The sequence below is a fragment of the Paracoccus sp. NFXS7 genome (assembly GCF_040148865.1).
Classification (GTDB): Bacteria; Pseudomonadota; Alphaproteobacteria; order Rhodobacterales; family Rhodobacteraceae; genus Paracoccus; species Paracoccus marcusii.
In genome coordinates, this window is record NZ_JAKEKV010000003.1 from 1 (window position 1) to 25,131 (window position 25,131).

The following is a 25,131-nucleotide window of genomic DNA, read 5'->3' on the forward strand; positions in this document are numbered from 1 at the left end:
ATAGGCGCGGAATTCGCCGAAGTACTTCGTGATGGCCGCCGTCAGCGTCGTCTTGCCGTGGTCAACGTGGCCGATCGTGCCGATGTTGACGTGCGGTTTGTTCCGTTCAAACTTTGCCTTTGCCATGTGGGCCTCCTGGATCCGCGGGGCATGGCTGAAAGGGCCCCGGATTGACGTGCGCCGCGATGTATAAGGCGCGCGCGGGGAAATCAAGGGCGGGCTTGCGTGCCGTGGACAATCATGTCGGGGTCGGGGCGTCTGCCCGCCCCTTTGCAGGAACCGCGGGGCGACCCATATCGTTTGGCAGCGCAAGGCGCCGGGCCATCAGGTCCGCGCCCATCCACAAGGGGGATTCGCATGAGCCTGATGAGAAGCCTGACCAAGGTCGCCGCCGGCGTGATGCTGGCCAAGGGGATCGGCACGATGATGAACAACCAGCATGGCGGGCGTCCCGGCCAGCGCAAGGCCAGCGGCGGCCTGCTGGACAACCTGCTGGGCAACAACACCGGCGGTACGTCGGGCGGCAGCCTGAACCAGATGCTGGGCCGTGCCCTTGGCGGCGGCACCGGGACGGGCAGCGGTTCGCTTGGCGGCCTGCTGGACAAGCTGGGCGGCCAGCGCGGCGGCAGCAGCATGGGTAGCGGCAGCCTGGGCGGAATGCTGGGCGGCCTCTTGGGCGGCGCGGCCGCGGGCAGTGCGGCGGGCCACCTGGCCACGAAGGGATCGCAGGAAAAGAACAACGCCACCTTTGGTGCCCTGTTCGACGATGCGCTGGCCCATGACGGCGAACCGCAGGTCGCGCCCACGCCGGAACAGAATGCCATCGCCGGGCTGATGCTGCGCGCAATGATCCAGGCGGCCAAGTCCGACGGCCATGTCGACGACACCGAACGCCAGCGCCTGCTGGGTCATCTGGGCGACGATCTGGACGATGACGAACGCCAGTTCATCCGCGACCAGATGGCCGCGCCCGTCGACGCGGCGGGCCTTGCCCGCGAGGTCCCCGAAGGCATGGAGCGTCAGGTCTATCTGATGTCGCTGCTGGCGATCGACTTCGACAGCGAGGCAGAGGCCCGGTACCTGAATGACCTGGCAACCGCGATGAAGCTGGACCGCGCCACCGTCAACGCCGTCCATGCCGAGGCGGGCGTGATGCCGCTTTACAACGGCGCCTGAGACCGCGCCGACCATCGCCGCCGTCCCATCGGGGCGGCGGCTTTTTCATGCGCGGTTGATCTTTCTTGCCCTGGACGGACCGGAACATTCGCCGTGCTGTGCGGTTGGCCTGCGAACCGCAAACGCATGAGGCCACAGATGTCCGACACCCCCGCCCGTCCCCCGTTCCGCAGTGGCGCCATCGCCGAGCCGCGCCTTCCCGTCCCCGATTTCCCGGCGCAGGAGCAGCCCTTTCCCGGCCTGGCCCAGAAGATGGACCCCCTGCCCGACCATGGCGAGACCAGCTATCGCGGCGCAGGCCGCCTGTCGGGCAAGCGCGCCCTGATCACCGGCGGCGACAGCGGCATCGGCGCCGCGGCAGCGATCGCCTTTGCCCGCGAGGGTGCGGACGTCGCCATCTGCTATCTGCCCGACGAACAGGCCGATGCCGACGCGGTCATCTCGCTGATCGAGGCGGAGGGCCGCGTGGCCGTCGCCGTTCCGGGCGACCTGCGCGACGAGGGTTTCTGCAAGGAGATGGTCGAGAGCGCCGTGTCCCAGCTGGGCGGGCTGGACATCCTGGTCAACAATGCCGGTCGCCAGCAGTTCTGCGAAAAGCTGGAGGACCTGACGACCGAGGATTTCGACGCCACGATGAAGACCAACATCTATGCGCCCTTCTGGGTGACGCGGGCCGCGCTGCCCCACATGGATGCGGGCGCATCGATCATCATCACCTCTTCGGTGCAGGCGTTCTCGGGGTCGGCGCATCTGTTCGACTATGCGCAGTCCAAGGCCGCGAACGTGGCATTCGCGCAGTCGCTGGCGAAACAGCTGGCCCCGCGCGGCATCCGCGTGAATGCGGTCTGTCCCGGCCCCTACTGGACCGCGCTGCAGATCAGCGGCGGCCAGCCGACCGACAAGGCAAAGGAACATGGCGCAAGCCAACCCTTGGGTCGCCCCGGGCAGCCGGTTGAGATCGCGCCGATCTATGTGCTGCTGGCCTCGGACGAGGCCAGCTATATCACCGGCGAATATTTCGGGTCCGTCGGCGGCGGCGGGCTCTAAGCGACCCTTCCGGGCAGCTCAACCGCCTTGGACCCTCGCGGCACGTCTCGGCGTCGCGAGGGGTGCCGCTTTAGGCAAAGCGGTTGTCGCGCGGGAAACCGCGCGGCGCCATTCGGCCGGCACTGCCCCGCTTGCCCAGCCATTCGGTCAGGTCCGGTTCGGTCCGGGTCTTGCCGCCGGTCATGGGCCAGGACAGGCCCTGCGCCAGCGTCAGGCAGATCGCATCGACCAGCTCATCAGCCTTGACCAGCCCGCCGCCCTTGCCAAAGCGCTGCAGCCGCACGCCCTTGCCGCGTGCCATCTCGGGCAGTTCGGCCAAGGGAAAGACCAGCATCTTGCGGTTTTCGCCGACGACGGCGACGTGGTCGCCCGATACCGGACGACACAGCAGCGCGTCGCCGTTCAGGACCTGCTTCCCGGTCTTGGTCTGGGCCAGGATGTCCCCCGCGCCCACGATGAACCCGTCGCCCGCCCGAGATGCCACCAGATACTTCGCCCCCTCGCGCCACGGGAACATGGCGATGACCTGCGCCTCGTTGGGCAGATCGACCATCAGGCGCAAGGGTTCTCCCATCCCGCGCCCGCCGGGCAGCGTGTTGACCGGAAGGGTGTAGAACCGCCCGTTCGACGCGAATATCATCAGCTTGTCGGTCGTCTCGGCATGCAGCGCCTGACCGGGGCCGTCGCCGTCCTTGAACTTCAGTTCGGCGTCCAGCGGCTGGTGGCCCTTCAGGGTGCGGATCCAGCCCATCTTCGACAGGACCACGGTCACCGGCTCACGTTCGATCATGGCCTCCAGGTCGATCACGGGCATCTCGGTCGCCTCGCTGATCGTGGTGCGGCGCTGACCCTCGGGGCGCGACTTGCCGAACAGGTTCCGCACCTCCTTCAGCTGGTCCGCGATGCGCGCCCATTGCGCGGCCTCGCTGTCCAGCATCGCCTGAAGCCCCTCGCGTTCGGTCAACAGGGCGTTGCGTTCGGCGCGCAGCTCGATCTCCTCAAGCTTGCGCAAGGCGCGCAGGCGCATGTTCAGGATCGCCTCGACCTGCACGTCGTTCAGGCCGAACTCTCCCATCATCACGGCCTTGGGCTCGTCCTCGGTCCGGATGATCTCGATCACGCGGTCCAGGTTCAGATAGGCAACCAGATAGCCCTCCAGCACCTCAAGGCGAGACGCGATCTTGTCCAGACGATAGGCCGCGCGGCGCACCAGCACGTCGCGGCGGTGGTCCAGGAACGCGCGCAGGACCTCCTTGAGCGAGCAGACCTTGGGCACGCGGCCGTCGATCAGCACGTTCATGTTCAGGTTGAACCGGATCTCCAGGTCGCTGGCGCGGAACAGCGCGCCCATCAGCTGTTCGGGGTCGACGGTGCGGGCACGCGGTTCGATGACGATGCGCACGTCCTCGGCGGATTCGTCGCGCACATCGGCAAAGATCGGGATCTTGCGCGTCTGGATCAGTTCGGCCAACCGTTCGATCAGCTTGGATTTCTGCACCTGATAGGGGATCTCGGTGACGACGATCTGCCACAACCCGCGGCCCAGATCCTCCTGCGTCCAGCGCGCGCGCAGGCGGAACGCGCCGCGCCCGGTGCGATAGGTCTCGGCGATGCTTTCCGCCGATTCGACCAGCACGCCGCCGGTCGGGAAATCGGGCCCCTTGATCAGGGTCGCCAGCGTGTCGTCGCGCGCGTCGGGCGTCTTGATCAGATGCAGGCAGGCGTCCACGACCTCGTGCAGGTTGTGGGGGGGGATGTTGGTTGCCATGCCGACCGCGATCCCCGACGCACCGTTGGCCAGCAGGTTCGGAAAGGCCGAGGGCAGCACGACCGGCTCGCTCAGCGTGCCGTCATAGTTGGGGCGGAAGTCGACCGAATCCTCGGCCAGGCCATCCATCAGCGCCTCGGACGTCGCGGCCAGGCGGGCCTCGGTGTATCGCGCAGCGGCAGGGTTGTCGCCGTCGATGTTGCCAAAGTTCCCCTGCCCGTCCACCAGCGGATAGCGCATGGCGAAATCCTGGGCCAGGCGCGCCATCGCGTCATAGATCGCCGCGTCGCCATGCGGGTGATAGTTGCCCATCACGTCGCCGGTGATCTTGGCCGACTTGCGGAACGGACCGTTGGGCGCCAGCCGCAATTCGCGCATCGCGTACAGGATGCGGCGGTGCACGGGCTTCAGCCCGTCGCGGGCATCGGGCAGCGCGCGGTGCATGATCGTGGACAGCGCATAGGTCAGGTACCGCTCGCCGATCGCACGGCTGAGGGGTTCGGAAGAGGTGCCCTGTTCGGGCTGGGGGATCAGATCGTCGGCCATGCGCCTTGGATAGGCCCCATGGCCCGCCCGGTCCAGATCGAAAAGCTGGCCGGGAACGCTGCCGTCCGCGTGGCGTTGGACGATCAAATCGGTTAATCCGATGGCCGCAACGGGGGACGGGCGCGATGATCAGGCTGGGACTGCTGATGCTGGTGACGCTGCTGGGCGTGTTCATGACGCTGGACCGGTTCGGCCAAGGCGACCTGCGGACCGAACGCAAGCCGGAACCGGCAACGCGGGCCAGCGCCGCGACCGATGCGGGCGCGCCGTCGCTGACCGCCCCTGCGGCCGGCACCCTGCCCGCGACCCCGCCGGTCGACATCGTCCCCGCCGCCAGCCAGACCCCGGAACGCACGCAGCGCTTTCCCGGTCCGCCGTTGGAACCGTCGCCCGAATATGCGGGGGCGACACCGGAGGCCGCGCAGGTGGTGCCTGCCGACGGGCCGGTGCTGTATGTCACGGCCGACCGGGTGAACATGCGCGCAGGCGCGGGCACCGACAATCCGGTCGTCGCCAGCCTGACCGGCGGATCGGCGGTGCAGGCCTTGGGTCCGACGGGCGGCGAGTGGGTGCAGGTGCAGACGGCCGAAGGCCGGCAGGGATTCGTCTCGGCCCAGTTCCTGACGTCCGACGCCCCATGAGGCGCGTGCTGATCACCGGCTGTTCGTCGGGCATAGGCCTGGACGCCGCGCGCCACCTGCAGGCGCAGGGCTGGCAGGTCGTGGCCACCTGCCGCACCCCGGCGGACATCGCCGCCCGGCAGGCCGAGGGGATGGAGTGCCTGCCCCTGGACCTTGCGTCCGAGGACAGCGTCGCCGCCTGCGCCGAGGCCGCGCTGGCCGGCGGTCCGATCGACGCGTTGGTCAACAACGCGGCGTTCGCCCTGCCTGGCGCGGTGGAGGACATGCCCCGCGGCGCCCTGCGCGCCATCTTCGAGGTCAATTTGCTTGGCACGCATGACCTGACCACCCGGCTGATCCCGCATTTCCGCGACCGCGGTGCGGGGCGGATCGTCACCATCAGTTCGGTCCTAGGGCTGGTCGGCATCCCGTGGCGCGGCCCCTATGTGGCCACGAAATTCGCGCTGGAGGGGCTGACCGACGTGTTGCGCCTCGAAATGCACGGCACCGGCATCCACGTCACCCTGATCGAGCCGGGGCCCATCACCAGCCGCATCCGCGAAAACGCCATCCCGCATTTCGAGCGGTGGGTGAACTGGCAGGCCAGCCCGCGCGCCGACCAGTACCGCGCCAGCCTGCTCAAGCGTCTCTATGAGCCCTCGGGCAAGGACCGGTTCGAGCTGCCGCCGCGCGCGGTCAGCGACCGCATCCTGACCGCACTGACGGCGGCGAATCCCGCCCCGCGCTACTATGTCACGGCGCCGACGCGCATTTCCGGGGTCGCGCGGCGGGTTCTGCCGACCCGCGCTCTGGACTGGTTTGCGCGGCGCAACTAGGTTGGCGGCCGAAAGGCGGTGTCCCCCATGCCCGATCAATCCCTGTTCCTTGTCACGATCCTGTCCGTCGGGGTCGTCATCGCGATCCTGCTGACGGGGATCGGCGGCTTTGCCAAAGGCGGCGATTTCAACCGCAAGCATGGCAACCGCATGATGCGCTGGCGGCTGTATGCCCAGGCCGCCGCGCTGGTCATCCTGATGCTGTTTCTGTGGCTGAGGTCGATTTGATGGTCGTTCTGAACAAGATCTATACCCGCACCGGCGACAAGGGCGACACCGCCCTGTCCGACGGCAGCCGCGTGGCCAAGCACGACCCCCGTGTCGAAGCGTACGGCACCGTCGACGAACTGAACGCGACCCTGGGCCTGTGCCGCCAGCATGCGACGGGCGATCTGGCCGAACGCATCGCCGTGATCCAGAACGACCTGTTCGACCTGGGCGCCGACCTGTCGCGCCCGAACATGGCCGCGGACGATCAGGCGGGCTATCAGGTCCTGCGCATCATCGACGCCCAGATCGACCGCCTCGAGGCCGAGATCGACGCGATGAACGCCAACATCGCGCCGCTGCGCAGCTTCATCCTGCCCGGTGGCAGCGCGCTGGCCGCGCATCTGCACCTGTCGCGGACGGTCGCGCGCCGGGCGGAACGCCGCGCCACCGAACTGCTGGCGGGGGGCGACGTGAACGCCAGCGCAATCCGCTATCTGAACCGGCTGTCGGACTGGCTGTTCGTCGCGGGCCGCGTGGCCAACAACGACGGCACCGATGATATCCTGTGGGTGCCGGGCGCCAGCCGCTGACGGGGGCGTCGCCGCAAACGCTGCGTCCTGTGACGCTTTTGCCCTGTCCTTGCCGGATTTCCCTGTCTAACAATCCTGCGACAGATGACGCAAACAAAGGGAGAGAGGCCGATGAAAGTCCTCGTGCCAGTCAAGCGCGTGATCGACTATAACGTGAAGGCCCGCGTGAAGGCGGACGGATCGGGTGTCGATCTGGCCAACGTGAAGATGTCGATGAACCCCTTCGACGAGATCGCCGTCGAAGAAGCCATCCGCCTGAAGGAAAAGGGCGCGGCCACCGAGATCGTGGCCGTCAGCATCGGCGTCAAGCAGGCCGCCGAAACCCTGCGCACCGCGCTGGCCATGGGGGCGGACCGCGCCATCCTGGTCGTCGCCGCCGACGACGTGCATCAGGACATCGAGCCGCTGGCCGTCGCCAAGATCCTCAAGGCCATCGTCGATGCCGAACAGCCGCAGCTGGTCATCGCCGGCAAGCAGGCGATCGACAACGACATGAACGCGACCGGCCAGATGCTGTCGGCCCTGCTGGGCTGGAGCCAGGCGACCTTCGCCAGCAAGCTGGAGATCGCGGGCGACGCGGCCCATGTCACCCGCGAGGTCGACGGCGGCCTGCAGACCATCGAGGTCAAGCTGCCCGCCATCGTGACCGCCGACCTGCGCCTGAACGAACCGCGCTATGCGTCGCTGCCCAACATCATGAAGGCCAAGAAGAAGCCGCTGGAGGAGAAGACCGCCGCCGATTACGGCGTCGACGTCACCCCGCGCCTGACCGTGGTCAAGACCCGCGAACCCGAGGGCCGCAAGGCCGGGATCAAGGTCGGCTCGGTCGACGAGCTTGTGTCGAAACTCAAAGAAGCGGGGATCGTGTGATGGCTGTTCTTCTTCTGGCCGAAGTCACCGGCGGCGAACTGAACCGCGATGCGACCGCCAAGGCCGTCCATGCCGTCACCACCCTGGGCGACGTGACCGTGCTGTGCGCCGGCGCACAGGCGCGTGCGGCGGCCGATCAGGCCGCGACCATCGCCGGCGTCTCCAAAGTGCTGGTCGCCGAGGATCCGCGTTACGGCCACCGCTTGGCCGAACCGACCGCCGCGCTGATCGTGGCGCTGGCGGGCGATTACAGCCACATCGCGGCCCCCGCCACCACGGACGCCAAGAACGTCATGCCGCGTGTCGCGGCCCTGCTGGACGTGATGGTGATGTCCGACGTCTCCGCCGTGATCGACGCCGACACGTTCGAGCGTCCGGTCTATGCCGGCAACGCCATCCAGACGATCACCTCGGCCGACAGCAAGAAGGTCATGACCATCCGCGTGGCCAGCTTTGACGCGGCCGGCGAAGGTCCCGCGGCGCCGGTGTCCGACGCCGCGCTGGCGGACGATCCGGCCCTGTCGAAATGGCTGAACGACGAGGTCGCCCAGAACGACCGCCCCGAACTGACCTCGGCCGGACGTGTCGTGTCGGGCGGGCGCGCCCTGGGCTCCAAGGAGCAGTTCGTGATGATCGAACAGCTGGCCGACAAGCTGGGCGCCGCCGTCGGCGCATCGCGCGCGGCGGTCGATTCGGGCTATGCCCCGAACGACTGGCAGGTGGGCCAGACCGGCAAGGTCGTGGCGCCCGCGCTCTACGTCGCGGTCGGCATTTCCGGTGCGATCCAGCACCTGGCCGGCATGAAGGACAGCAAGGTCATCGTGGCCATCAACAAGGACGAAGAAGCGCCGATCTTCCAGGTCGCCGATTACGGCCTGGTGGGCGATCTGTTCACCATCGTCCCGGAACTGACCGAAAAGCTGTAATCCCGCACAAGGATTGCCACGGACCGCCCCCCGGCGACGGGGGGCGGTTTTGCATTGCAGCATGCCCCGCCCCGCCCTATCGTCCCGGCGTCGGAACAGGGGATGCAGGCATGACGGTTCAATCGGTTGGCGTGATCGGCGCAGGTCAGATGGGCAACGGCATCGCGCATGTCTTTGCGGTGGCGGGCTATGACGTGCTGCTGACTGACATCAGCCAGGATGCGTTGAACAAGGCCATCGCCCTGATCGACCGCAACCTGGAACGCCAGGTCGCCCGCGACAAGATCAGCGCCGAGGTCAAGGCGACCGCCATGGGCCATATCCGCACGACGCTGAAGCTGTCGGACCTGGGCCAATGCGACCTGGTGATCGAGGCCGCGACCGAACGCGAGACGGTGAAGCAGGCGATCTTCGAGGATCTGGTCCCGCACTTGAAGCCCGAGACGATCCTGACGTCGAACACGTCGTCGATCTCGATCACGCGGCTGGCCTCGCGCACCGACCGGCCCGAGAAATTCATGGGGTTCCATTTCATGAACCCAGTGCCCGTGATGCAGCTGGTCGAGCTGATCCGCGGCATCGCCACGGACGAGGCGACCTATCGCGAACTGCACGCCGTCGTCGAGAAGCTGGGCAAGACATCGGCCACCGCCGAGGATTTCCCCGCCTTCATCGTGAACCGCATCCTGATGCCGATGATCAACGAGGCGGTCTATACGCTTTACGAGGGCGTCGGATCGGTCAGCAGCATCGACAGCGCGATGAAGCTGGGCACCAACCACCCGATGGGCCCGCTGGAGCTGGCCGATTTCATCGGCCTAGACACCTGCCTGGCGATCATGAACGTGCTGCATGACGGCTTGGCCGACACGAAATACCGCCCCTGCCCGCTGTTGACGAAATATGTCGAGGCCGGTTGGCTTGGCCGCAAGACGGGCCGCGGCTTTTATGATTATCGCGGCGATACACCAGTTCCGACGCGCTGACTGTCGCATTCAGGCGGGCGCGCCCTGAGAATCTGCCCAGCATGAGGGCAGATCTTCACACCGACAGGAGAGACCCATGACCAAGCCGATCCTTGCCGCCCTGCTTCTGGGCGTGGCCGCCCTGCCTGCCCATGCCGCCGATCCTGCCGAATGCGGCACGGTCCGCCTGTCCGATCCGGGCTGGACGGACATCACCGCGACGAACGGCGTCGCGGCGGTCGTGCTGGAGGCCCTGGGCTATGCCCCGAACATCGCCACCCTGTCCGTTCCCGTCGGCTATGAGGCGCTGAAGGGCGCGCAGACCGACGTGTTCCTGGGCAACTGGATGCCGGCGCAGGCCGCGTTCCGGGAGGATCTGGACGCCGATGGCGGCGTGACCGAGCTGGCGCAGAACCTGGAGGGCGCCAAGTTCACCTTGGCCGTGAACCCCGCCGCCGCGGCGCTTGGTGTCGGGGATTTCGCCGATCTCGACGCCCATCGCGACGCGTTCGAGGGCAAGATCTATGGCATCGAACCCGGCGCCCCCGCGAATCAGAACATCCAGGGCATGATCGACGCCGATCTGTTCGGCCTGGGCGATTGGGAGCTGGTCGAGAGTGGTGAACAGGCGATGCTGGCGCAGGTCACCCGCAATGCCGACACGCCCACCGTCTTCCTGGCCTGGGCGCCCCACCCGATGAACGAGGCGATCGAGATCACCTATCTGTCGGGCGGCGACGAACAGTTCGGCCCCGATTTTGGCGGTGCGACCGTCCACACCCTTGCCCGCAGCGAATGGGCCGAAATGTGCCCCAATGCCGCGCGGCTGTTCAGCCAGCTGGTCTTCGACGTGTCGATGGAGAACCAGCTGATGGGCGCGATCCTGGACGACGGCGCCGACGCGCAGGACGCGGCGCGCGAGTGGCTGGCCGCCAATCCCGATGCGATGGGTCCCTGGCTGGACGGCGTCACCACGCTGGACGGGCAGCCCGGCCTGGATGCCGTGCAGGCCGCCGTCGCCGGATAACAGCCCGTGAAACCGAATATCCTGATCCTCATGGCGGATCAGCTGTCGGGGGTTCTTTTCCCCGACGGCCCCGCCGGTTTCCTGCACACCCCAAACCTGCGGCGACTGGCCGAACGGTCGACCCGGTTCGCGAACACCTATACCGGCAGCCCGCTTTGCGCGCCGGGGCGGGCCAGCTTCATGTCGGGCCAGTTGCCAAGCCGCACGCGGGTCTATGACAACGCGGCGGAATTCGCGTCCGACATCCCGACCTATGCGCATCACCTGCGCCGGGCGGGGTACCACACCTGCCTGTCGGGCAAGATGCATTTCGTCGGCCCTGACCAGTTGCACGGCTTCGAGGAGCGTCTGACCACCGACATCTATCCCGCCGATTTCGGCTGGACCCCGGATTACCGCAAGCCGGGGGAGCGGATCGACTGGTGGTACCACAATCTTGGATCCGTCACCGGCGCGGGCGTGGCCGAGATCACCAATCAGCTGGAATATGACGACGAGGTCGCCCATCACGCGACGCGCAAGCTGTACGATCTGGCACGCGGGGCCGACGGCCGGCCGTGGTGCCTGACCGTCAGCTTTACCCACCCCCACGACCCGTTCGTGGCGCGGCGCAAGTACTGGGACCTGTACGACGGCATCCCGGAACTGGAGCCGCCGCGGCCGATCCCCTATGACCAGCAGGACCCGCATTCGCAGCGCCTGATGGATGCGTGCGACTGGCGCGGGCTGGAGATCACCGACGATCATATCCGCCGCGCGCGGCAGGGCTATTTCGCCAATATCAGCTATGTCGATGACAAGATCGGCCAGATCCTGGACGTGCTGGAGGCGACGCGCCAGCAGGACACGATCATCCTGTTCCTGTCCGACCACGGCGAGATGCTGGGCGAACGCGGGCTGTGGTTCAAGATGAACTTCTTCGAAGGCTCGGCCCGGGTGCCGCTGATGATCGCCGCGCCGGGCATGGCGCCGGGACGTGTCGACCAGCCGGTCAGCACCATCGACGTGCTGCCGACGCTGTGCGACCTGGCGGGCCTTCCGATGGACGAGATCGCGCCCTGGACCGATGGCCGGTCGCTGGCGCGAGGCGCGCCGCGCGGTCCGGTGCCGATGGAGTATGCAGCCGAGGGCAGCATCGCACCCATGGTCGCCCTGCGCGATGGGCGCTGGAAATACATCGCCTGCGACGCCGATCCCGAAATGCTGTTCGATCTGGACAACGACCCGGCAGAGCGCGTGAACCTGGCCGGCGATCCGGCCAATGCGGCGGTCCTCTCCGAGCTACGTGCACAGGCGGCGCAGCGGTGGGACCTGTCGGCCTATGACGCGCAGGTGCGTCATTCGCAGGCCCGCCGCTGGATCGTGTACGAGGCGTTGCGCAACGGGGCCTATTATCCATGGGACCACCAGCCGCTGCAGCGTGCGTCCGAACGCTACATGCGCAATCACATGGACCTGAACGTGCTGGAGGAAAACCAGCGGTTTCCCCGTGGCGAATAGGAACGGGGGTCGGTCACCCGGCCCCTGATCTGCTTACGCGTCGGTTTTGGCGTCGCGCTTTTCCATGAACTGATCGAATTCCGCCTTGTCCTTAGCCTCGCGCAGCTTGGCCAGGAAGTCGATGAATTCGCGATGCTCGTCCTCCAGCCGCTTCAACGTCTCGGCGCGATAGGCGTCGAAGGCGCTGTTGCCGGTCGACGGCGCGGAATAGCGGGGGGCGGCGGTGCGTTTGCTGCATCCGAACATGCGTTTGCTCCAGATCATGTAGCCCAGAAGGGCCAGGCCCACGGGCCAGACGAAGATGAAACCCAGCACCATGGCGACAAGCCAGGCGGGGCGACCGCGCGCATCCAGCCAGTCGCGACCACGGGCCAGCACATCGGTGATGCGCTGCTGGGTCGTCGCCGGGCGAAGCACGGGGGTTGCGATGGTCATCTGTGGTATCTCCCTATGTTAATGTGAATTACATTTACATAGATGGGTGGCGCGGAGGGTTCCGTCAAGATCGTCGTGCAACTATTCAATCCTGGATCAGTCCAAGCCCGCGCAGATAGATCAGCGCCCCGCTTTCCAGCATTTCGGACGGCTCGACCGGGCTGCGGCAGCCGGGCTTGCCGCGGCCGAACAGCTCGACCACACCGTGGCTCAACGCCCAGATGTGGTTGGCCACCATGCGGGCGGGCGGACGGCGGTCTTCGGGCAGGCGGGCGGCCATCGCCTCGGCCGCGGTTACAAGCACGCCCTGCGCCCGCGCAGAGGCAGCCGCCAGATCGACATTGCCCATGACAGAGATGCCGCTTTCGAACATCGCCATGTAATAACCGGGCCGTTCGGCGGCAAAGTCCAGATAGGTCTGGCCCATGCGCAGGAACGCGGTCAGTGGCCGCGGACGGCCACCGTCGAATGCGGCCTCCAGCCGGGCGGCGAATTCGATGAAGCCCTGGCGCGCGACCTCCTCTAGCAGGTCGTCGCGACCCTTGAAGTGGCGATAAGGGGCGGCTGGGGACACGCCGGCGCGGCGCGCGGCCTCGGTCAGGGTGAAGGCCTGCGGGCCCTGCTCCTGGACCAGATCGGCCGTCGCCTCGACCAGGGCCTGGCGCAGGTTGCCGTGGTGATAGGACTTGCGGTCGGGGGTGACGGGCGCGGGCACTACATGCCTTCGCCGAAATAGTCCCCCACAAGCGCTTCCAGCGCGTCCGCCAGGGCCTGCGCCTCGGGGCCGGAGGTGGTCACGCGGATCTGGCTGCCGCGCGGGGCGGTTAGCATCAGCAGACCCATGATGCTGTCGCCAGAGACGGCCATGCCGTCCTTTTCGACCCTCGCCTGCGCGTCATGGCGTTCGACCACATCCACAAACTTGGCGCTGGCCCGGGCGTGCAGGCCCTTGACGTTGATGATCGACAGGTCGCGGGTGATCGCATCGGTCATCGCGGATACCGTCCGCTGTCCAGCGCGGCCTCGGGCGGGACGTTGTAGGAATTGATGTACTTGCGCCCCGCGTCCTTGGCAAAGCCCACCGCGACCGGCACGCTGAGGTGCCGCGACTTGGCCAGCTTGACCAGCATGGGCAGGTTCGCGCCGTAGAGGATGGTGCGGTCCTGCACCGCGCAGGCCGGCAGGGACAGGTTCGAAGGAGAACCACCGAACAGATCGGTCACCAGGACGACGCCGTCGCCCAGATCGACCGCATCCGCGGCCGCCTTGATCTCGGCGGTCTTAGCTGCGCGATCATGATCATCCTCGATCGCGACGGCGGCGATGCCGACCTGCGGACCCACGACATGTTCGACGGCCGAGAGATACTCTCGGGCCAATCCCCCATGCGCCACTATGACAATACCGATCAACGCGCCTCACCAAGCCCAGAAGACTTCCAAAACACCCCAAACCTCATGACGCCTGCCTTTGCGACGCGCGAGCCTCGCCCGCAGGCGATGCGTCCGCACCAGACTGCAGCGTCATGCCCCGACGCTCCAGTTCCCTGTGCCTTATTGACACCGGCCAGCCCGCATCTGCAAGCGCCAGGGCCATCTTTTCCACCAAAGTGACGGAACGATGCTGTCCCCCGGTACAGCCGAAACCGACCGCCAGGTGCGATTTGCCCTCGTCCATATGGGCGGGCAGAAGAAATTCGACCAGATCCCGGGTCCGCTGGAAAAATTCGGCGAATCGCGGATCGGCGGCGACATGCGCCTGCACGCGGTTGTCACGACCGTCCAGCGGCCGCAGGTCCGGGTTCCAGTGCGGGTTGGCCAGAAACCGACAGTCGAACATCAGGTCCAGGCCCCGAGGCACCCCGCGTTTGTAGCTGAAGGAGTGCAGCGACACGCTGAGCCGCCGGTCGGGGCGCACGTCGAACCACCGCGTCAGCTCGGCCTTGAGGTCATGGGGCGACAGTTCGGTCGTATCGACCAGCACATCGGCCCGCACGCGGATCGGTGCAAGCAGGTCGATCTCGGCCAATACCCCGGCCATCGGCGCCTCATCGGGGGCCAAGGGATGGCGGCGGCGCGTCTCGCTGTAGCGGCGGACCAGGGTATCGGCGTCGCAGTCCAGATACAGCACCTCGGGCGCATAGCCGGGAAGGCGCGTCAGTCGGTCGATCAGCTCGATGACATTGAATGCGGAAAAGTCGCGGTTGCGCACGTCCAGCCCCAAGGCTAGCGGCGTCGGACGCGCGGGTCCGTCCAGCAGGCGCGGGATCAGCGACAAGGGCAGGTTGTCGATCGCCTCGAAGCCCAGATCCTCCAGCACGTTGATGGCGGTCGATCGCCCTGCCCCGGACGGCCCGGTAACCAGCACCAGCCGTTGGGCCTCGGGTTCGATGGCGTCGTGGTCCATGCGTCCTTCCCTATGGCGCTGCGCGCGCGGTCATGCCAGCCGTCGGCCCAGCATCAGCTGCCGCAATGCAGCGTAAAGATGGGGGCGATAGGGCCCCAGCACAAGCGAAACCCGGACCCCCAGCCAATCTTGATGGCGCACCTGTGGCAACCGGTCCTCTTCGTCGCGTCCAAGGTCGCAGGCCAAGGCCACCGGGACCGGCGACGACGGCTCTGCCTGAAGGATGCCCACGCCCCGCGCCTCGATGCGTCCCAGCAGCGGCAATGGCGCCTGCGCCATCAGCCGGCCTGCGGACAGGCGCAGGTCGGTGCGGTCGTCGGCGACCAGCGTCGCGCCCACTGCCATCAGCTGCAGCGCCAAGGTGGACTTGCCGGATCCGGACTGTCCCAGGATGACAAGACCACCCCCGTCAAGCGCGACCGTGGTCGCGTGAACCTGCATCATGCGAATCACCTCCTGATCCGATCCTGCCCGAAAACAGGTTAATTTTCCGCCTGTGGCACGGCGTCGCGGCAGCTAAACGGTCCTGATGGCGATAACATTTGATGTTTCCGCTAACTGTTTGCGCTGACTTGTTTCGGGTCGAATCCGCCGTGCTATAGCCCGATGAAACGCCGCACCCCAAGCCACGGAGCCCCCGACATGACCACGCGCGTAAACCCGACCTGCCGACTGGAAGACCAAGGCATCACGGGGCTGGGCCAAGTGCACTACAACCTGCTGGAACCCGCCCTGATGACACAGGCCGTCGCCCGCGGAGAGGGCAAGCTGGGCCTGGGCGGGGCGTTCCTGGTCTCGACCGGCGCGCATACCGGCCGCTCGCCCAAGGACAAGTTCGTCGTCCGCACCTCGTCGGTCGAGAACAGCATCTGGTGGGACAACAACAAGCCGATGGACCCGGCGGCGTTCGATCTGCTGCATGCCGACATGCTTCAGCACATGAAGGGTCGCGACTATTTCGTTCAGGACCTGTTCGGCGGCGCGGATGCCGATAACCGCCTAGACGTGCGCGTGGTGACCGAGCTTGCCTGGCACGGGCTGTTCATCCGCCACCTTCTGCGCCGGCCCAAGGCCGACGAGCTGGCGACCTTCACGCCCGAATTCACCATCATCAACTGCCCCGGCTTCAAGGCCGATCCGGCGCGTCACGGTTGCCGGTCAGAGACGGTGATCGCGATGAACTTCGACAAGAAGCTGATCCTGATCGCCAACACCGCCTATGCCGGCGAGAACAAGAAATCGGTCTTCACGCTGCTGAACTACCTGCTGCCGGAAAAAGGCATCATGCCGATGCACTGCAGCGCCAACCACGCGCCGGGAAATCCCGATGACAGCGCGGTCTTCTTCGGCCTGTCGGGCACCGGCAAGACCACCCTGTCGGCTGATCCGTCGCGCGTCCTGATCGGCGACGACGAACATGGCTGGTCCGACACCGGCATCTTCAACTTCGAGGGTGGCTGCTACGCCAAGACGATCAACCTTTCGGCCCAGGCCGAACCTGAGATCCATGCGACCACCAGCCGCTTCGCGACCGTGATCGAGAACATGGTCTTCGACCCCGAGACGCTGGAGCTGGACTTCGAGGACAACTCGATCACCGACAACATGCGCTGCGCCTATCCGCTGGAGGCGATCAGCAACGCGTCCCAGACCAGCCTTGGCGGGCATCCCAAGAACGTCATCATGCTGACCTGCGACGCCTATGGCGTGCTGCCCCCGATCGCGCGGCTGACGCCTGCACAAGCGATGTATCACTTCCTGTCGGGCTTCACCTCCAAGACGCCGGGCACCGAGGTCGGCGTGACCGAGCCGATCCCGACCTTCTCGACCTGCTTCGGTGCGCCCTTCATGCCCCGCCGCCCCGAGGTCTATGGCAAGCTGCTGCAGGACAAGATCGCCCAGCACGGCGCATCCTGCTGGCTGGTGAACACCGGCTGGACCGGGGGCGCTTTCGGCACGGGCAAGCGCATGCCCATCGCCGCCACCCGCGCCCTGCTGGCCGCCGCCCTGGACGGCAGCCTGAACACGGTGCAGTTCCGCCGCGATCCGAACTTTGGCTTCGACGTGCCGGTCAGCGTCCCCGGCGTCAGCCCTGTCCTTCTGGACCCGCGCCAGACCTGGGCCGACCCGACCGCCTATGACGCCCAGGCCAAGAAGCTGGTGCAGATGTTCTGCGACAACTTCGCCCAGTATCTCGACGCGATCGACGATGAGATCCGCGCTGCAGCCATTGGCTGAACGACATGACGGCCCCCACGCGGGGCCGTCGCTCTATTCGATCGCGGCGATCGACAGGCCTCTGCTTCGGTACTCATATCCGGCAGGGCTTGTCCTTAACCTTATTCAGACGACCGCTAGCCCAGAGACACCTCGGCCCTTGCAATCGTGCTGTTATCTTTGGTCTCAACAAATTGGGTCCAACCCGACCCGATCGATTGACGCGGTGATTGTAACGGTAAGACAGCAGGAGCCACGTCCGGTCCCAGCCACGTGACATGGCATCCATTTTGGCGGGCGCGCCTTCCACCCGCGCATCAGCAGCGACATCTTTGACGTAGGAAGCGCGCGGCCAGATTGGTTGTAGCCCCTGCATCCTATTGATGGAACACGATACTGCGGAAAGCGGACTAGTGAATAGGCTTGCCGTACTCACTTTTGACAAATGGAATAGCCCGTACGCGGCATGCTTCGCTGATCGTCATTACAGCGATTGAGGCACTGCCGACTGGTCCTTGTAGTTGAGAGCGAATTAGGGCGCCCTTCGCAATGAATAGCGCTGTTTCCAAGATCGTCCCACTTAGCCCAAGTAAAGAGCTAGGTCTAAGGCGCAAAAGTTAGCATCAGCCTTCCTTTGCATTCGGATGCCGATGCAGAGCACCGGACCGAACCTACCCTGCCCTCGCGGGGCCGGTTCAAGTGTCGTCGGGCGGCCCTTGGCCGCCCGTCAATCAGGTCACAGTCCCAGGCAGTGGCGCATGATCGCCTTCTGCGCGTGCAGGCGGTTTTCGGCCTCGTCCCAGATGACGGATGCGGGGCCGTCCATGACGGCACTGGTCACCTCGTCCTCGCGGTGCGCGGGCAGGCAATGCATGAACAGCGCATCCGGCCGCGCCTGCGCCATCAGGGCCTCGTTGATCTGATAGCCGCGCAGCTGATTGTGGCGCCGCTCCTTGGCCGATTGCGGGTCGTGCATGCTGACCCAAGTGTCCGTCACGACCAGGTCGGCACCGATGACGGCCCGCGCCGGATCGCGCTCGATCGTGACGGGACGCCCTTGGGATGCCGCATAGTCGAGGCAGGCCGCTTCGGGATCCAGCGGCGGCGGGCCGGTGAAGGTCAGATCGAAGCCGAACTGCCCCGCCGCGTGGGCAAAGCTTGCAAACACGTTGTTGCCGTCGCCCGACCAGACGACCTTCTTGTCGGCGATGGGGCCGCGATGTTCCTCGAAGGTCATCACGTCGGCCATGATCTGGCATGGATGCGTGCGGTTCGTCAGCCCGTTGATCACCGGAACGGTCGCATGCTCGGCCATCTCCAGCAGCGTCGCCTCCTCGAAGGTCCGGATCATGATCAGGTCGACATAGCGGGACAGCACGCGCGCGGTGTCCGCGATGGTTTCGCCATGACCCAGCTGCATCTCCGAGCCCGACAGGATCATCGTCTGGCCGCCCAGTTGGCGCACGCCGACATCGAAGCTGACCCGCGTGCGGGTCGAAGGCTTTTCGAAGATCAGCGCGACCATGCGGCCGGCAAGCGGCTGTTCGTCATCGGGACTGCCCTTGGGGCGGCCGTTGCGAGCGGCCTTCATCGCGTGAGCGCTGTCGATGATGCTGCGCAGGGCGGTGCGGTCGGTGGTGTGGATATCCAGGAAATGGGTCATCGTCTTGGTCTTTCGGCTTTTCTCCAGCAAGCCCCGCCGGACGGGCCGGGTCAAGGGTGGATCGGGCGTTCCGCGCCCTCGCGGTGGTGGTGCCCGGCCGGGCCGGAGAAGATGGGTATTTGGGCAAAGAAGAAGGGCGCATGCGCCTCATCGGAGGCGGGTCATCACGCGGACGGGCCGGCCTTGCCCGTCCAGGCGGTGATCGTCGCCCGCAAAGCCCGCCTTGCGGTAGGCGGCAATGGCGCGCTGATTTTCGGGGGCGGGATCGATCGCCAGGGTCGAACAGTCCAGCAGCAGCAGATCGCCCAGGGCGCGCAGCCATGCGCCGCCCCGCCCTATCCCGTCAGGCCCGGAAAACACGTCCAGCGCCACGGCATCCGCCGACAGCCCCGCGAAATGCGGCGCGGGCCAGTGATGGGCCGGATAGGATTGCGCATAGGCCAGGGCAGCGCCGTTCCGCACCACGATCCTCTGCCGCATCACCCGGTGCCCCAGATCGACGCGGATCAGGGCGATCTGGCGATCGGGGCCGGGCCACCAGGCAGCGACCTCCGGCTGAGCCAGCCATCGGGCCAGCACGGGCAGGTCGTCCCCGGTGACCGGCCTGAAGGCGTAGTCAGCCATCCAGGCTGGCGGCGGCCCTGTCCAGGCGCGCCACGGCCTCGGCGATCTCATCTTCGGTGATGTTCAGCGGCGGCAGCAGGCGCAGCGTGTCATCTGCGGCGGGCACGGTCAGCAGATGCTGATCATAGGCCGCACGGACCAGATCGGTCGGCGCGACCCGGCATTTCAGGCCCAGCATCAGCCCCTGCCCCCGCACGCCCTCGAACATCTGCGGATGGGCGGCGACCAGCCCCTCCAGCTTCTGGCGGAACAGGGCGGCCTTGCGGTTGACCTCGGCCAGGAAGGCCGGATCGGCCACGATCTGCATCACGCGCGCGCCGACCGCGCAGGCCAGCGGGTTGCCGCCATAGGTGGAGCCGTGCGTCCCTGCGACCATGCCCGCAGCCGCGCCTTCCGTCGCCAGCACCGCGCCCAGGGGAAAGCCCCCGCCGATGCCCTTGGCGACCATCATGATGTCGGGGGCGATCCCGGCATATTCATGCGCGAACAGACGCCCTGTCCGGCCCATGCCGCATTGCACCTCGTCCAGGACCAGCAGCGCGCCGGTCCGGTCACACAGCTCGCGCAGCCCCTGAAGGCAGGCGTCGGGCAGCGGACGGATGCCGCCCTCGCCCTGCACGGGCTCGACCATGATCGCGGCGGTGCGGTCGGTGACTGCGGCCTTAAGCGCCTCGTGATCGCCGAAGGGCAGCGTGCGGAACCCCGGCATCAGCGGGCCAAAGCCCTTGACCATCTTCTCGGACCCTGCCGCCGCGATGGCCCCGGTCGAGCGTCCGTGGAACGCGCCCGAGAACGTCAGGATCTCGATCCGCTCCGGATCACCCGCGTGGTCCCAGTGCTTGCGCACCATCTTGATGGCCAGTTCGGCCGCCTCGGTGCCGGAATTGGTGAAGAACACCGTGTCCGCGAAGGTGTGTTCGACCAGCAGGTCGGCCAGACGCTCCTGCTCGGGGATCTGGTACAGGTTCGACACGTGCCAGATCCGGCCCGCCTGTTCGGTCAGCGCGGCGACCAGATCGGGATTGGCATGGCCCAGCACGTTCACCGCGATGCCCGCGCCCAGGTCCAGGTATCGCGTCCCGTCGGCAGTGACGGCCCAGGCGCCTTCACCGCGTTCGAACGCCAGGGGGGCGCGATTATAGGTCGGCAGGACGTGCGGGATCATGGCAAGGCTCCGGCGATGGAAGGGGAATGGCGGAAACGGCAACAGGGACGCGGGCCCGCGAAGGGGCCGGCGTCAGCGTCGCGAACGGGTGGTGCGTCGTTTCGTCATGGCGCGAAGGATGCGCAGCTTTGCCTGTCAAGGCAAGCGCTAATCAGGCCTTCATGCGATAGCCCGACCGCAGCCACCGCCACGCCAGATACAGCACGCCCGCGACGACGCCCGCGCAGATCAGCGCGCCGCGCCAGACGGGCGCGTCGCTGACCCCGGTCACGCCATAGCGCGCGCCGTCGATCAGGTAGAAGATCGGGTTCCAGTGCGACAGCGTGCTGAACGGCTGCGGCAGCGCCTGCACCGAATAGAAGGTGCCCGACAGGAACGACAGCGGCGTGATGATGAAATTGGTGATCGCCGCCATCTGGTCGAACTTCTGCGCCATGATCCCCGCCAGGATGCCCAGGCCGCCCAGCATCAGCGCGGCCAGCAGCACGAACATCGCCGCCCAGCCCGGATGCGCGATGCCGCGCCCGGTGACCAGCACCATGCCGGTCCCGATGACCGTGGCCACCAGTCCGGCGCGCACTACCGACCCGGCCAGATAGCCGGCCAGCAGCTCTCCGGCGGACAAGGGTGGCATCAGCGTGTCGACGATGTTGCCCTGCACCTTGGCCGCGGTGATCGAGCTGGAGGTGTTCGCGAAGGCGTTCTGGATGACCGTCATCATCAGGATGCCCGGCCCCAGGAAGACCAGGTAGGGCAGGCCCATGATCTCTCCGCGTCCCTGGCCCAGGGCCATCGCGAACACGACCACGAACAGGCCCGCCGTCATCAGCGGCGCGAATATCGTCTGCTGCCAGACGGCCATGAAGCGCATCACCTCGCGCCGCGCCAGCGTGCGCAGGCCCAGCCAGTTGACGCGGCCAAATCGGCGCACGCCCATGGCGGGGCTGTCGGAAAGCGGGGGCAGGCCGGGCATTGTGGGCGGGGTCATCTGGCGGTCCTTGAATTTCTGCGCTTCGGCGGCTAAATCTCGGCATCCCGTATGTGACGGGACCAATCGCAGGTTACAAGATGGGGCGGCAGGTCAGACCCGCCCGGAAAGGCTGCCATGTCCTGGACGGATGATCGCGTCGAGACACTGAAACGCATGTGGTCCGAGGGCCAGTCGGCCAGCGCCATCGCCAAGGAACTGGGCGGCGTGACCCGCAACGCGGTGATCGGCAAGGTCCATCGCCTGGGGCTGTCGAACCGCACCGAGGAGCCGGAAGCCGCAGCCCCGGCTCCCGCCCCCGCGCCGGAACCGGTCGCCCGCGAAAAGCCCGCGGCACCCCGCGCGGTCCCGCAGCCAGCGGCGGCCCCTCTGCGCCCCGAACCCGCGCCTGAACCCGTGGCGGTCCAGCCCGAACCGGAACCCGAACCCAGCACGCAGCCGGCATTCGTGCCGGTTCCCCGCCGCCCGATCGTGCCGGCGGGACAGCCTTTGCCGCCCCAGCCTTCGGCCAACGAGATCTCTCCCGAAGCCCTGGCCTCGGTCCGCGAGGTCGAGAAGCGCGCCAAGAAACTGACCCTGATGGAACTGACCGAGCGGACCTGCAAATGGCCCATCGGCGATCCGGCAACCGACAAGTTCTGGTTCTGCGGCCTGCCGTCGGTCGCGGGAAAACCCTATTGCGAGGCGCATGTCGGCGTCGCGTTCCAGCCGATGTCCTCGCGCCGCGACCGTCGCCGCTGATCGCTTTCGGGCGGGCCGCAAAGGTCCGCCCGCTCCCGACCCGCCCTTGCCATCCCCGTACGCGCGCCTTACTGCGGTCCTGTTATGTGATGATATATCATTCCATGACTCGTCATATCTATAGAAGGACCGCCCCATGCCCCTCCGCTCGCCCCTCCCTGCCAGTCTGCTGATCGCCGCGACGCTTGCCCTGACCGGGCCTGCGCTGGCCCAGGACAGTGCCTCCCCAGCCGCGCATGACCACTCCCACGACCACGATCATGACCACGACCACGACCACGACCACAACCACGATCATGACCACGATCACGCCCATGCCCGCAGCCCCGAGGCACAGGCCATCTATGACGGCTATTTCGACGACGATCAGGTCAAGGACCGCCCCCTGTCCGACTATGCGGGCGACTGGCAGTCGGTCTATCCCCTGCTGCAGGACGGCACCCTGGCGCCGGTCATGGACCGCAAGGCCCAGAAGGGCGACCAGACCGCCGAGGAATACACCGCCTATTACCAGACCGGCTATGCCACCGATACGGACCGCATCACCATCGAGGGTGACGTGATGACGTTCTACAGCGACGGCACGCAGCTGTCGGGCACCTATGCCGATGACGGGCACGAGATCCTGACCTATGCCCGCGGCAACCGCGGCGTCCGTTTCATCTTTGCCAAGACTGCCGGCGACGCGGGCGCACCCGCCTTCATCCAGTTCAGCGATCATGGGATCGCCCCGGCCCGCGCCGACCACTTCCACCTGTATTGGGGCGACGACCGCGCCGCCCTGCTGGAGGAGGTGACGAACTGGCCCACCTACTATCCCGCCGACATGACCCCCGCCCAGATCGTGGACGAGATGCTGGCCCATTGACGACCTGCGCACGCCCGGTGCGCCGGGCGTGCGCACCGCTTTTCATCACGGCGCAACAGGGCTAGAGATGCGCGACCCCGAAAGGACGCATGCCATGGCCCGCCACCTGATCACCTCTGCCCTGCCCTACATCAACGGCATCAAGCATCTGGGGAACCTTGTCGGTTCACAGCTGCCCGCCGACCTCTATGCCCGCTATCTGCGGGCGCGGGGCCATGAGGTCATGTTCATCTGCGCCACGGACGAACACGGCACCCCCGCCGAACTGGCCGCCGCCAAGACCGGAGAGGCCGTGGCCGACTATTGCGCCCGGATGCATGACGTCCAGACCGCGCTGGCCGACGGGTTCGGGCTGTCCTTCGATCATTACGGCCGCTCCTCCAGCGACCGCAACCGCCGCCTGACCCAGCATTTCGCGGGCCGCCTGGCCGATCAGGGCTATATCCGCGAGGTCGTCGAAAAGCAGGTCTACTCCCATGCCGATGGCCGCTTCCTGCCGGACCGCTACATCGAGGGCACCTGCCCCAATTGCGGCTATGACAAGGCCCGCGGCGACCAATGCGAGAACTGCACCAAGCAGCTGGACCCCACCGACCTGATCAACCCGCGCAGCGCCATCAGCGGCTCCACCGACCTGGAGGTGCGCGAGACCAAGCATCTCTATCTGCGCCAATCCGCCCTGAAGGGCGAGATCGCCGCCTGGATCGACGCCAAGACCGACTGGCCGATCCTGACGACGTCGATCGCGCGGAAATGGCTGAACGACGGCGACGGTCTGCAGGACCGGGGCATCACCCGCGACTTGGACTGGGGCGTGCCGGTGAAACGCGGCGATCAGGACTGGCCGGGGATGGAGGGCAAGGTCTTCTATGTCTGGTTCGACGCGCCCATCGAATACATCGCGGCGACCGCGGAATGGGCCGATGCGGCGGGGGCCGACGACGCCGCCTGGCGCCGCTGGTGGCGGCTGGATGAGGGCGCCGAGGACGTGACCTACACCCAGTTCATGGGCAAGGACAACGTGCCCTTCCACACCCTCTCCTTTCCCGCGACCCTGATCGGCTCGGGCGAGCCGTGGAAGATGGTCGATTACATCAAGTCCTTCAACTATCTGACCTATCAGGGCGGACAGTTCAGCACCTCGCAGGGGCGCGGCGTCTTTATGGACCACGCGCTGGAGATCCTGCCGGCGGACTACTGGCGCTGGTGGCTGTTGTCGCACGCCCCCGAATCCGGCGACAGCGAGTTCACCTGGGAGAATTTCCAGCAATCCGTGAACAAGGACCTGGCCGACGTGCTGGGCAACTTCGTCAGCCGCATCACCAAGTTCTGCCGCGCCAAGTTCGGCGAGGCCGTTCCCGAAGGCCCGGCCTGGGGCTCTGCCGAACTGGCGCTGATCGACACGCTGACCGCCCGCGTCCGTGCCTATGAGGCGAACATGGAGGCGATGGAGGTCCGCAAGGCCGCCGCCGAGCTGCGCGCCATCTGGGTGTCGGGCAACGAATACCTGCAGTCGGCCGCGCCCTGGACGGTGTTCAAGACCGACCCCGACCAGGCGGCGATGCAGGTGCGCATGGGCCTGAACCTGATCCGCCTTTATGCGGTCCTGTCGCAGCCCTTCATCCCCTTTGCATCGGCCGCGATGCTGCAGGCGATGGACGCGCAGGATGCGGGCTGGCCAGACGACGTGGCGCAGGCCCTGCAGGCGCTGGCCCCCGGCCATGCCTTCACCGTCCCCGAGGTGATGTTCGCCAAGATCAGCGACGAGGACCGAGAGGCCTGGGCCGCCCGCTTCCAGGGCGTCCGCGCCTGACTGTCGCATTCGTGCCACAGGGGCGCAGGGGGCGGGCGTAGGCCTTGTCCCCCGCGCCCACCCGCCGTAAAGGCGACTGAATTACCCAGGTAATCGGCTTTTCCCTCTGGCCACGACCCCAGGCAGCATG

At 66.8% G+C, this 25,131-nt stretch carries 27 protein-coding genes; 15 read left to right on the forward strand and 12 right to left on the reverse strand.

Annotated elements, in window-relative coordinates; all coding sequences use genetic code 11:
- Positions 1-126: GTP-binding protein (locus LZ686_RS06820; protein ID WP_232017738.1), on the reverse strand; the 126-nt coding region annotated here is incomplete at its 3' end.
- Positions 127-357: 231 nt separating this feature from the next.
- On the opposite strand from LZ686_RS06820, the gene LZ686_RS06825 reads away from it, so the two are divergent.
- On the forward strand, positions 358-1,176 hold the full coding sequence (locus LZ686_RS06825; protein WP_252926546.1) for a DUF533 domain-containing protein: 819 nt from the start codon (positions 358-360) through the stop codon (positions 1,174-1,176).
- Positions 1,177-1,314: 138 nt separating this feature from the next.
- Positions 1,315-2,223, forward strand: coding sequence for an SDR family oxidoreductase (locus tag LZ686_RS06830; RefSeq protein WP_217844790.1), 909 nt, complete (start codon positions 1,315-1,317; stop codon positions 2,221-2,223).
- A gap of 70 nt (positions 2,224-2,293) precedes the next feature.
- Here the strand turns inward: LZ686_RS06830 and parC are convergent, their stop codons facing one another.
- Positions 2,294-4,537, reverse strand: a complete 2,244-nt coding sequence (parC, locus tag LZ686_RS06835) for a DNA topoisomerase IV subunit A (RefSeq protein ID WP_349547491.1) — start codon at positions 4,535-4,537, stop codon at positions 2,294-2,296.
- Between the two features lie 125 nt (positions 4,538-4,662).
- On the opposite strand from parC, the gene LZ686_RS06840 reads away from it, so the two are divergent.
- The 9 genes from LZ686_RS06840 to betC all read left to right on the forward strand — a co-directional run bounded on the left by LZ686_RS06840 (position 4,663) and on the right by betC (position 12,081).
- Positions 4,663-5,178 (forward strand): SH3 domain-containing protein, encoded by a 516-nt coding sequence (locus LZ686_RS06840; RefSeq protein ID WP_349547353.1) that lies wholly within the window; start codon positions 4,663-4,665, stop codon positions 5,176-5,178.
- On the forward strand, positions 5,175-5,993 hold the full coding sequence (locus LZ686_RS06845) for an SDR family NAD(P)-dependent oxidoreductase (RefSeq protein WP_295168400.1): 819 nt from the start codon (positions 5,175-5,177) through the stop codon (positions 5,991-5,993). The genes LZ686_RS06840 and LZ686_RS06845 overlap by 4 nt, the downstream gene beginning before the upstream one ends.
- Before the next feature lie 27 nt (positions 5,994-6,020).
- Positions 6,021-6,221 (forward strand): twin transmembrane helix small protein, encoded by a 201-nt coding sequence (locus LZ686_RS06850; RefSeq protein ID WP_045982762.1) that lies wholly within the window; start codon positions 6,021-6,023, stop codon positions 6,219-6,221.
- A complete protein-coding gene (locus tag LZ686_RS06855) occupies positions 6,221-6,793 on the forward strand; it encodes a cob(I)yrinic acid a,c-diamide adenosyltransferase (protein WP_349547354.1) in 573 nt (190 codons plus the stop codon). The genes LZ686_RS06850 and LZ686_RS06855 overlap by 1 nt, the downstream gene beginning before the upstream one ends.
- A gap of 111 nt (positions 6,794-6,904) precedes the next feature.
- Positions 6,905-7,663, forward strand: a complete 759-nt coding sequence (locus tag LZ686_RS06860) for an electron transfer flavoprotein subunit beta/FixA family protein (protein WP_046000093.1) — start codon at positions 6,905-6,907, stop codon at positions 7,661-7,663.
- Complete coding sequence (locus LZ686_RS06865) at positions 7,663-8,589, forward strand: electron transfer flavoprotein subunit alpha/FixB family protein (protein ID WP_349547355.1); 927 nt, start codon at positions 7,663-7,665, stop codon at positions 8,587-8,589. The genes LZ686_RS06860 and LZ686_RS06865 overlap by 1 nt, the downstream gene beginning before the upstream one ends.
- A gap of 110 nt (positions 8,590-8,699) precedes the next feature.
- Positions 8,700-9,575 carry a 3-hydroxybutyryl-CoA dehydrogenase gene (locus LZ686_RS06870; protein ID WP_349547356.1) on the forward strand — a complete coding sequence of 292 codons (876 nt, stop codon included), beginning with the start codon at positions 8,700-8,702 and terminating at the stop codon, positions 9,573-9,575.
- Positions 9,576-9,651: 76 nt separating this feature from the next.
- On the forward strand, positions 9,652-10,581 hold the full coding sequence (gene choX / locus LZ686_RS06875) for a choline ABC transporter substrate-binding protein (RefSeq protein WP_148911879.1): 930 nt from the start codon (positions 9,652-9,654) through the stop codon (positions 10,579-10,581).
- A gap of 6 nt (positions 10,582-10,587) precedes the next feature.
- Positions 10,588-12,081, forward strand: a complete 1,494-nt coding sequence (gene betC / locus LZ686_RS06880) for a choline-sulfatase (RefSeq protein ID WP_349547357.1) — start codon at positions 10,588-10,590, stop codon at positions 12,079-12,081.
- 33 nt (positions 12,082-12,114) lie between these two features.
- Here the strand turns inward: betC and LZ686_RS06885 are convergent, their stop codons facing one another.
- The 6 genes from LZ686_RS06885 to LZ686_RS06910 all read right to left on the reverse strand — a co-directional run bounded on the left by LZ686_RS06885 (position 12,115) and on the right by LZ686_RS06910 (position 15,366).
- A complete protein-coding gene (locus LZ686_RS06885; RefSeq protein WP_052714837.1) occupies positions 12,115-12,516 on the reverse strand; it encodes a DUF2852 domain-containing protein in 402 nt (133 codons plus the stop codon).
- Between the two features lie 85 nt (positions 12,517-12,601).
- A complete protein-coding gene (locus LZ686_RS06890; RefSeq protein ID WP_349547358.1) occupies positions 12,602-13,231 on the reverse strand; it encodes a TetR/AcrR family transcriptional regulator in 630 nt (209 codons plus the stop codon).
- Complete coding sequence (locus LZ686_RS06895) at positions 13,231-13,509, reverse strand: HPr family phosphocarrier protein (protein WP_127897938.1); 279 nt, start codon at positions 13,507-13,509, stop codon at positions 13,231-13,233. The genes LZ686_RS06890 and LZ686_RS06895 overlap by 1 nt, the downstream gene beginning before the upstream one ends.
- Positions 13,506-13,928 (reverse strand): PTS sugar transporter subunit IIA, encoded by a 423-nt coding sequence (locus LZ686_RS06900; protein ID WP_045982754.1) that lies wholly within the window; start codon positions 13,926-13,928, stop codon positions 13,506-13,508. Before LZ686_RS06900 ends, LZ686_RS06895 begins: the two co-directional genes overlap by 4 nt.
- 43 nt (positions 13,929-13,971) lie before the next feature.
- Positions 13,972-14,922 carry an RNase adapter RapZ gene (gene rapZ / locus LZ686_RS06905; RefSeq protein ID WP_349547359.1) on the reverse strand — a complete coding sequence of 317 codons (951 nt, stop codon included), beginning with the start codon at positions 14,920-14,922 and terminating at the stop codon, positions 13,972-13,974.
- A 30-nt stretch (positions 14,923-14,952) separates the two neighbouring features.
- The gene (locus LZ686_RS06910; protein ID WP_349547360.1) at positions 14,953-15,366 is read right to left on the reverse strand and encodes an HPr kinase/phosphorylase; all 414 of its coding nucleotides are present in this window, start codon (positions 15,364-15,366) and stop codon (positions 14,953-14,955) included.
- A 198-nt stretch (positions 15,367-15,564) separates the two neighbouring features.
- Here LZ686_RS06910 and LZ686_RS06915 point away from each other — a divergent pair, with 198 nt between their 5' ends.
- The gene (locus tag LZ686_RS06915; RefSeq protein ID WP_349547361.1) at positions 15,565-17,160 is read left to right on the forward strand and encodes a phosphoenolpyruvate carboxykinase; all 1,596 of its coding nucleotides are present in this window, start codon (positions 15,565-15,567) and stop codon (positions 17,158-17,160) included.
- 715 nt (positions 17,161-17,875) lie between these two features.
- On the opposite strand, the gene argF is transcribed toward LZ686_RS06915, so the two are convergent.
- The 4 genes from argF to LZ686_RS06935 all read right to left on the reverse strand — a co-directional run bounded on the left by argF (position 17,876) and on the right by LZ686_RS06935 (position 21,579).
- Entirely contained in the window at positions 17,876-18,802 is a 927-nt protein-coding gene (gene argF, locus LZ686_RS06920; RefSeq protein WP_046000086.1) for an ornithine carbamoyltransferase, read from the reverse strand.
- Positions 18,803-18,949: 147 nt separating this feature from the next.
- The gene (locus LZ686_RS06925) at positions 18,950-19,426 is read right to left on the reverse strand and encodes a GNAT family N-acetyltransferase (RefSeq protein ID WP_349547362.1); all 477 of its coding nucleotides are present in this window, start codon (positions 19,424-19,426) and stop codon (positions 18,950-18,952) included.
- Entirely contained in the window at positions 19,419-20,591 is a 1,173-nt protein-coding gene (locus tag LZ686_RS06930) for an aspartate aminotransferase family protein (RefSeq protein ID WP_349547363.1), read from the reverse strand. The genes LZ686_RS06925 and LZ686_RS06930 overlap by 8 nt, the downstream gene beginning before the upstream one ends.
- Positions 20,592-20,742: 151 nt before the next feature.
- On the reverse strand, positions 20,743-21,579 hold the full coding sequence (locus LZ686_RS06935; RefSeq protein WP_349547364.1) for an ABC transporter permease: 837 nt from the start codon (positions 21,577-21,579) through the stop codon (positions 20,743-20,745).
- A 117-nt stretch (positions 21,580-21,696) separates the two neighbouring features.
- Here LZ686_RS06935 and LZ686_RS06940 point away from each other — a divergent pair, with 117 nt between their 5' ends.
- From LZ686_RS06940 to metG, 3 genes are all read left to right on the forward strand, one after another.
- Positions 21,697-22,320 carry a GcrA family cell cycle regulator gene (locus LZ686_RS06940; protein WP_046000083.1) on the forward strand — a complete coding sequence of 208 codons (624 nt, stop codon included), beginning with the start codon at positions 21,697-21,699 and terminating at the stop codon, positions 22,318-22,320.
- Positions 22,321-22,456: 136 nt separating this feature from the next.
- Entirely contained in the window at positions 22,457-23,188 is a 732-nt protein-coding gene (locus LZ686_RS06945; protein ID WP_349547365.1) for a metal-binding protein ZinT, read from the forward strand.
- A gap of 94 nt (positions 23,189-23,282) precedes the next feature.
- Complete coding sequence (gene metG, locus LZ686_RS06950) at positions 23,283-25,001, forward strand: methionine--tRNA ligase (RefSeq protein ID WP_349547366.1); 1,719 nt, start codon at positions 23,283-23,285, stop codon at positions 24,999-25,001.
- Positions 25,002-25,131 lie beyond the last annotated feature (130 nt).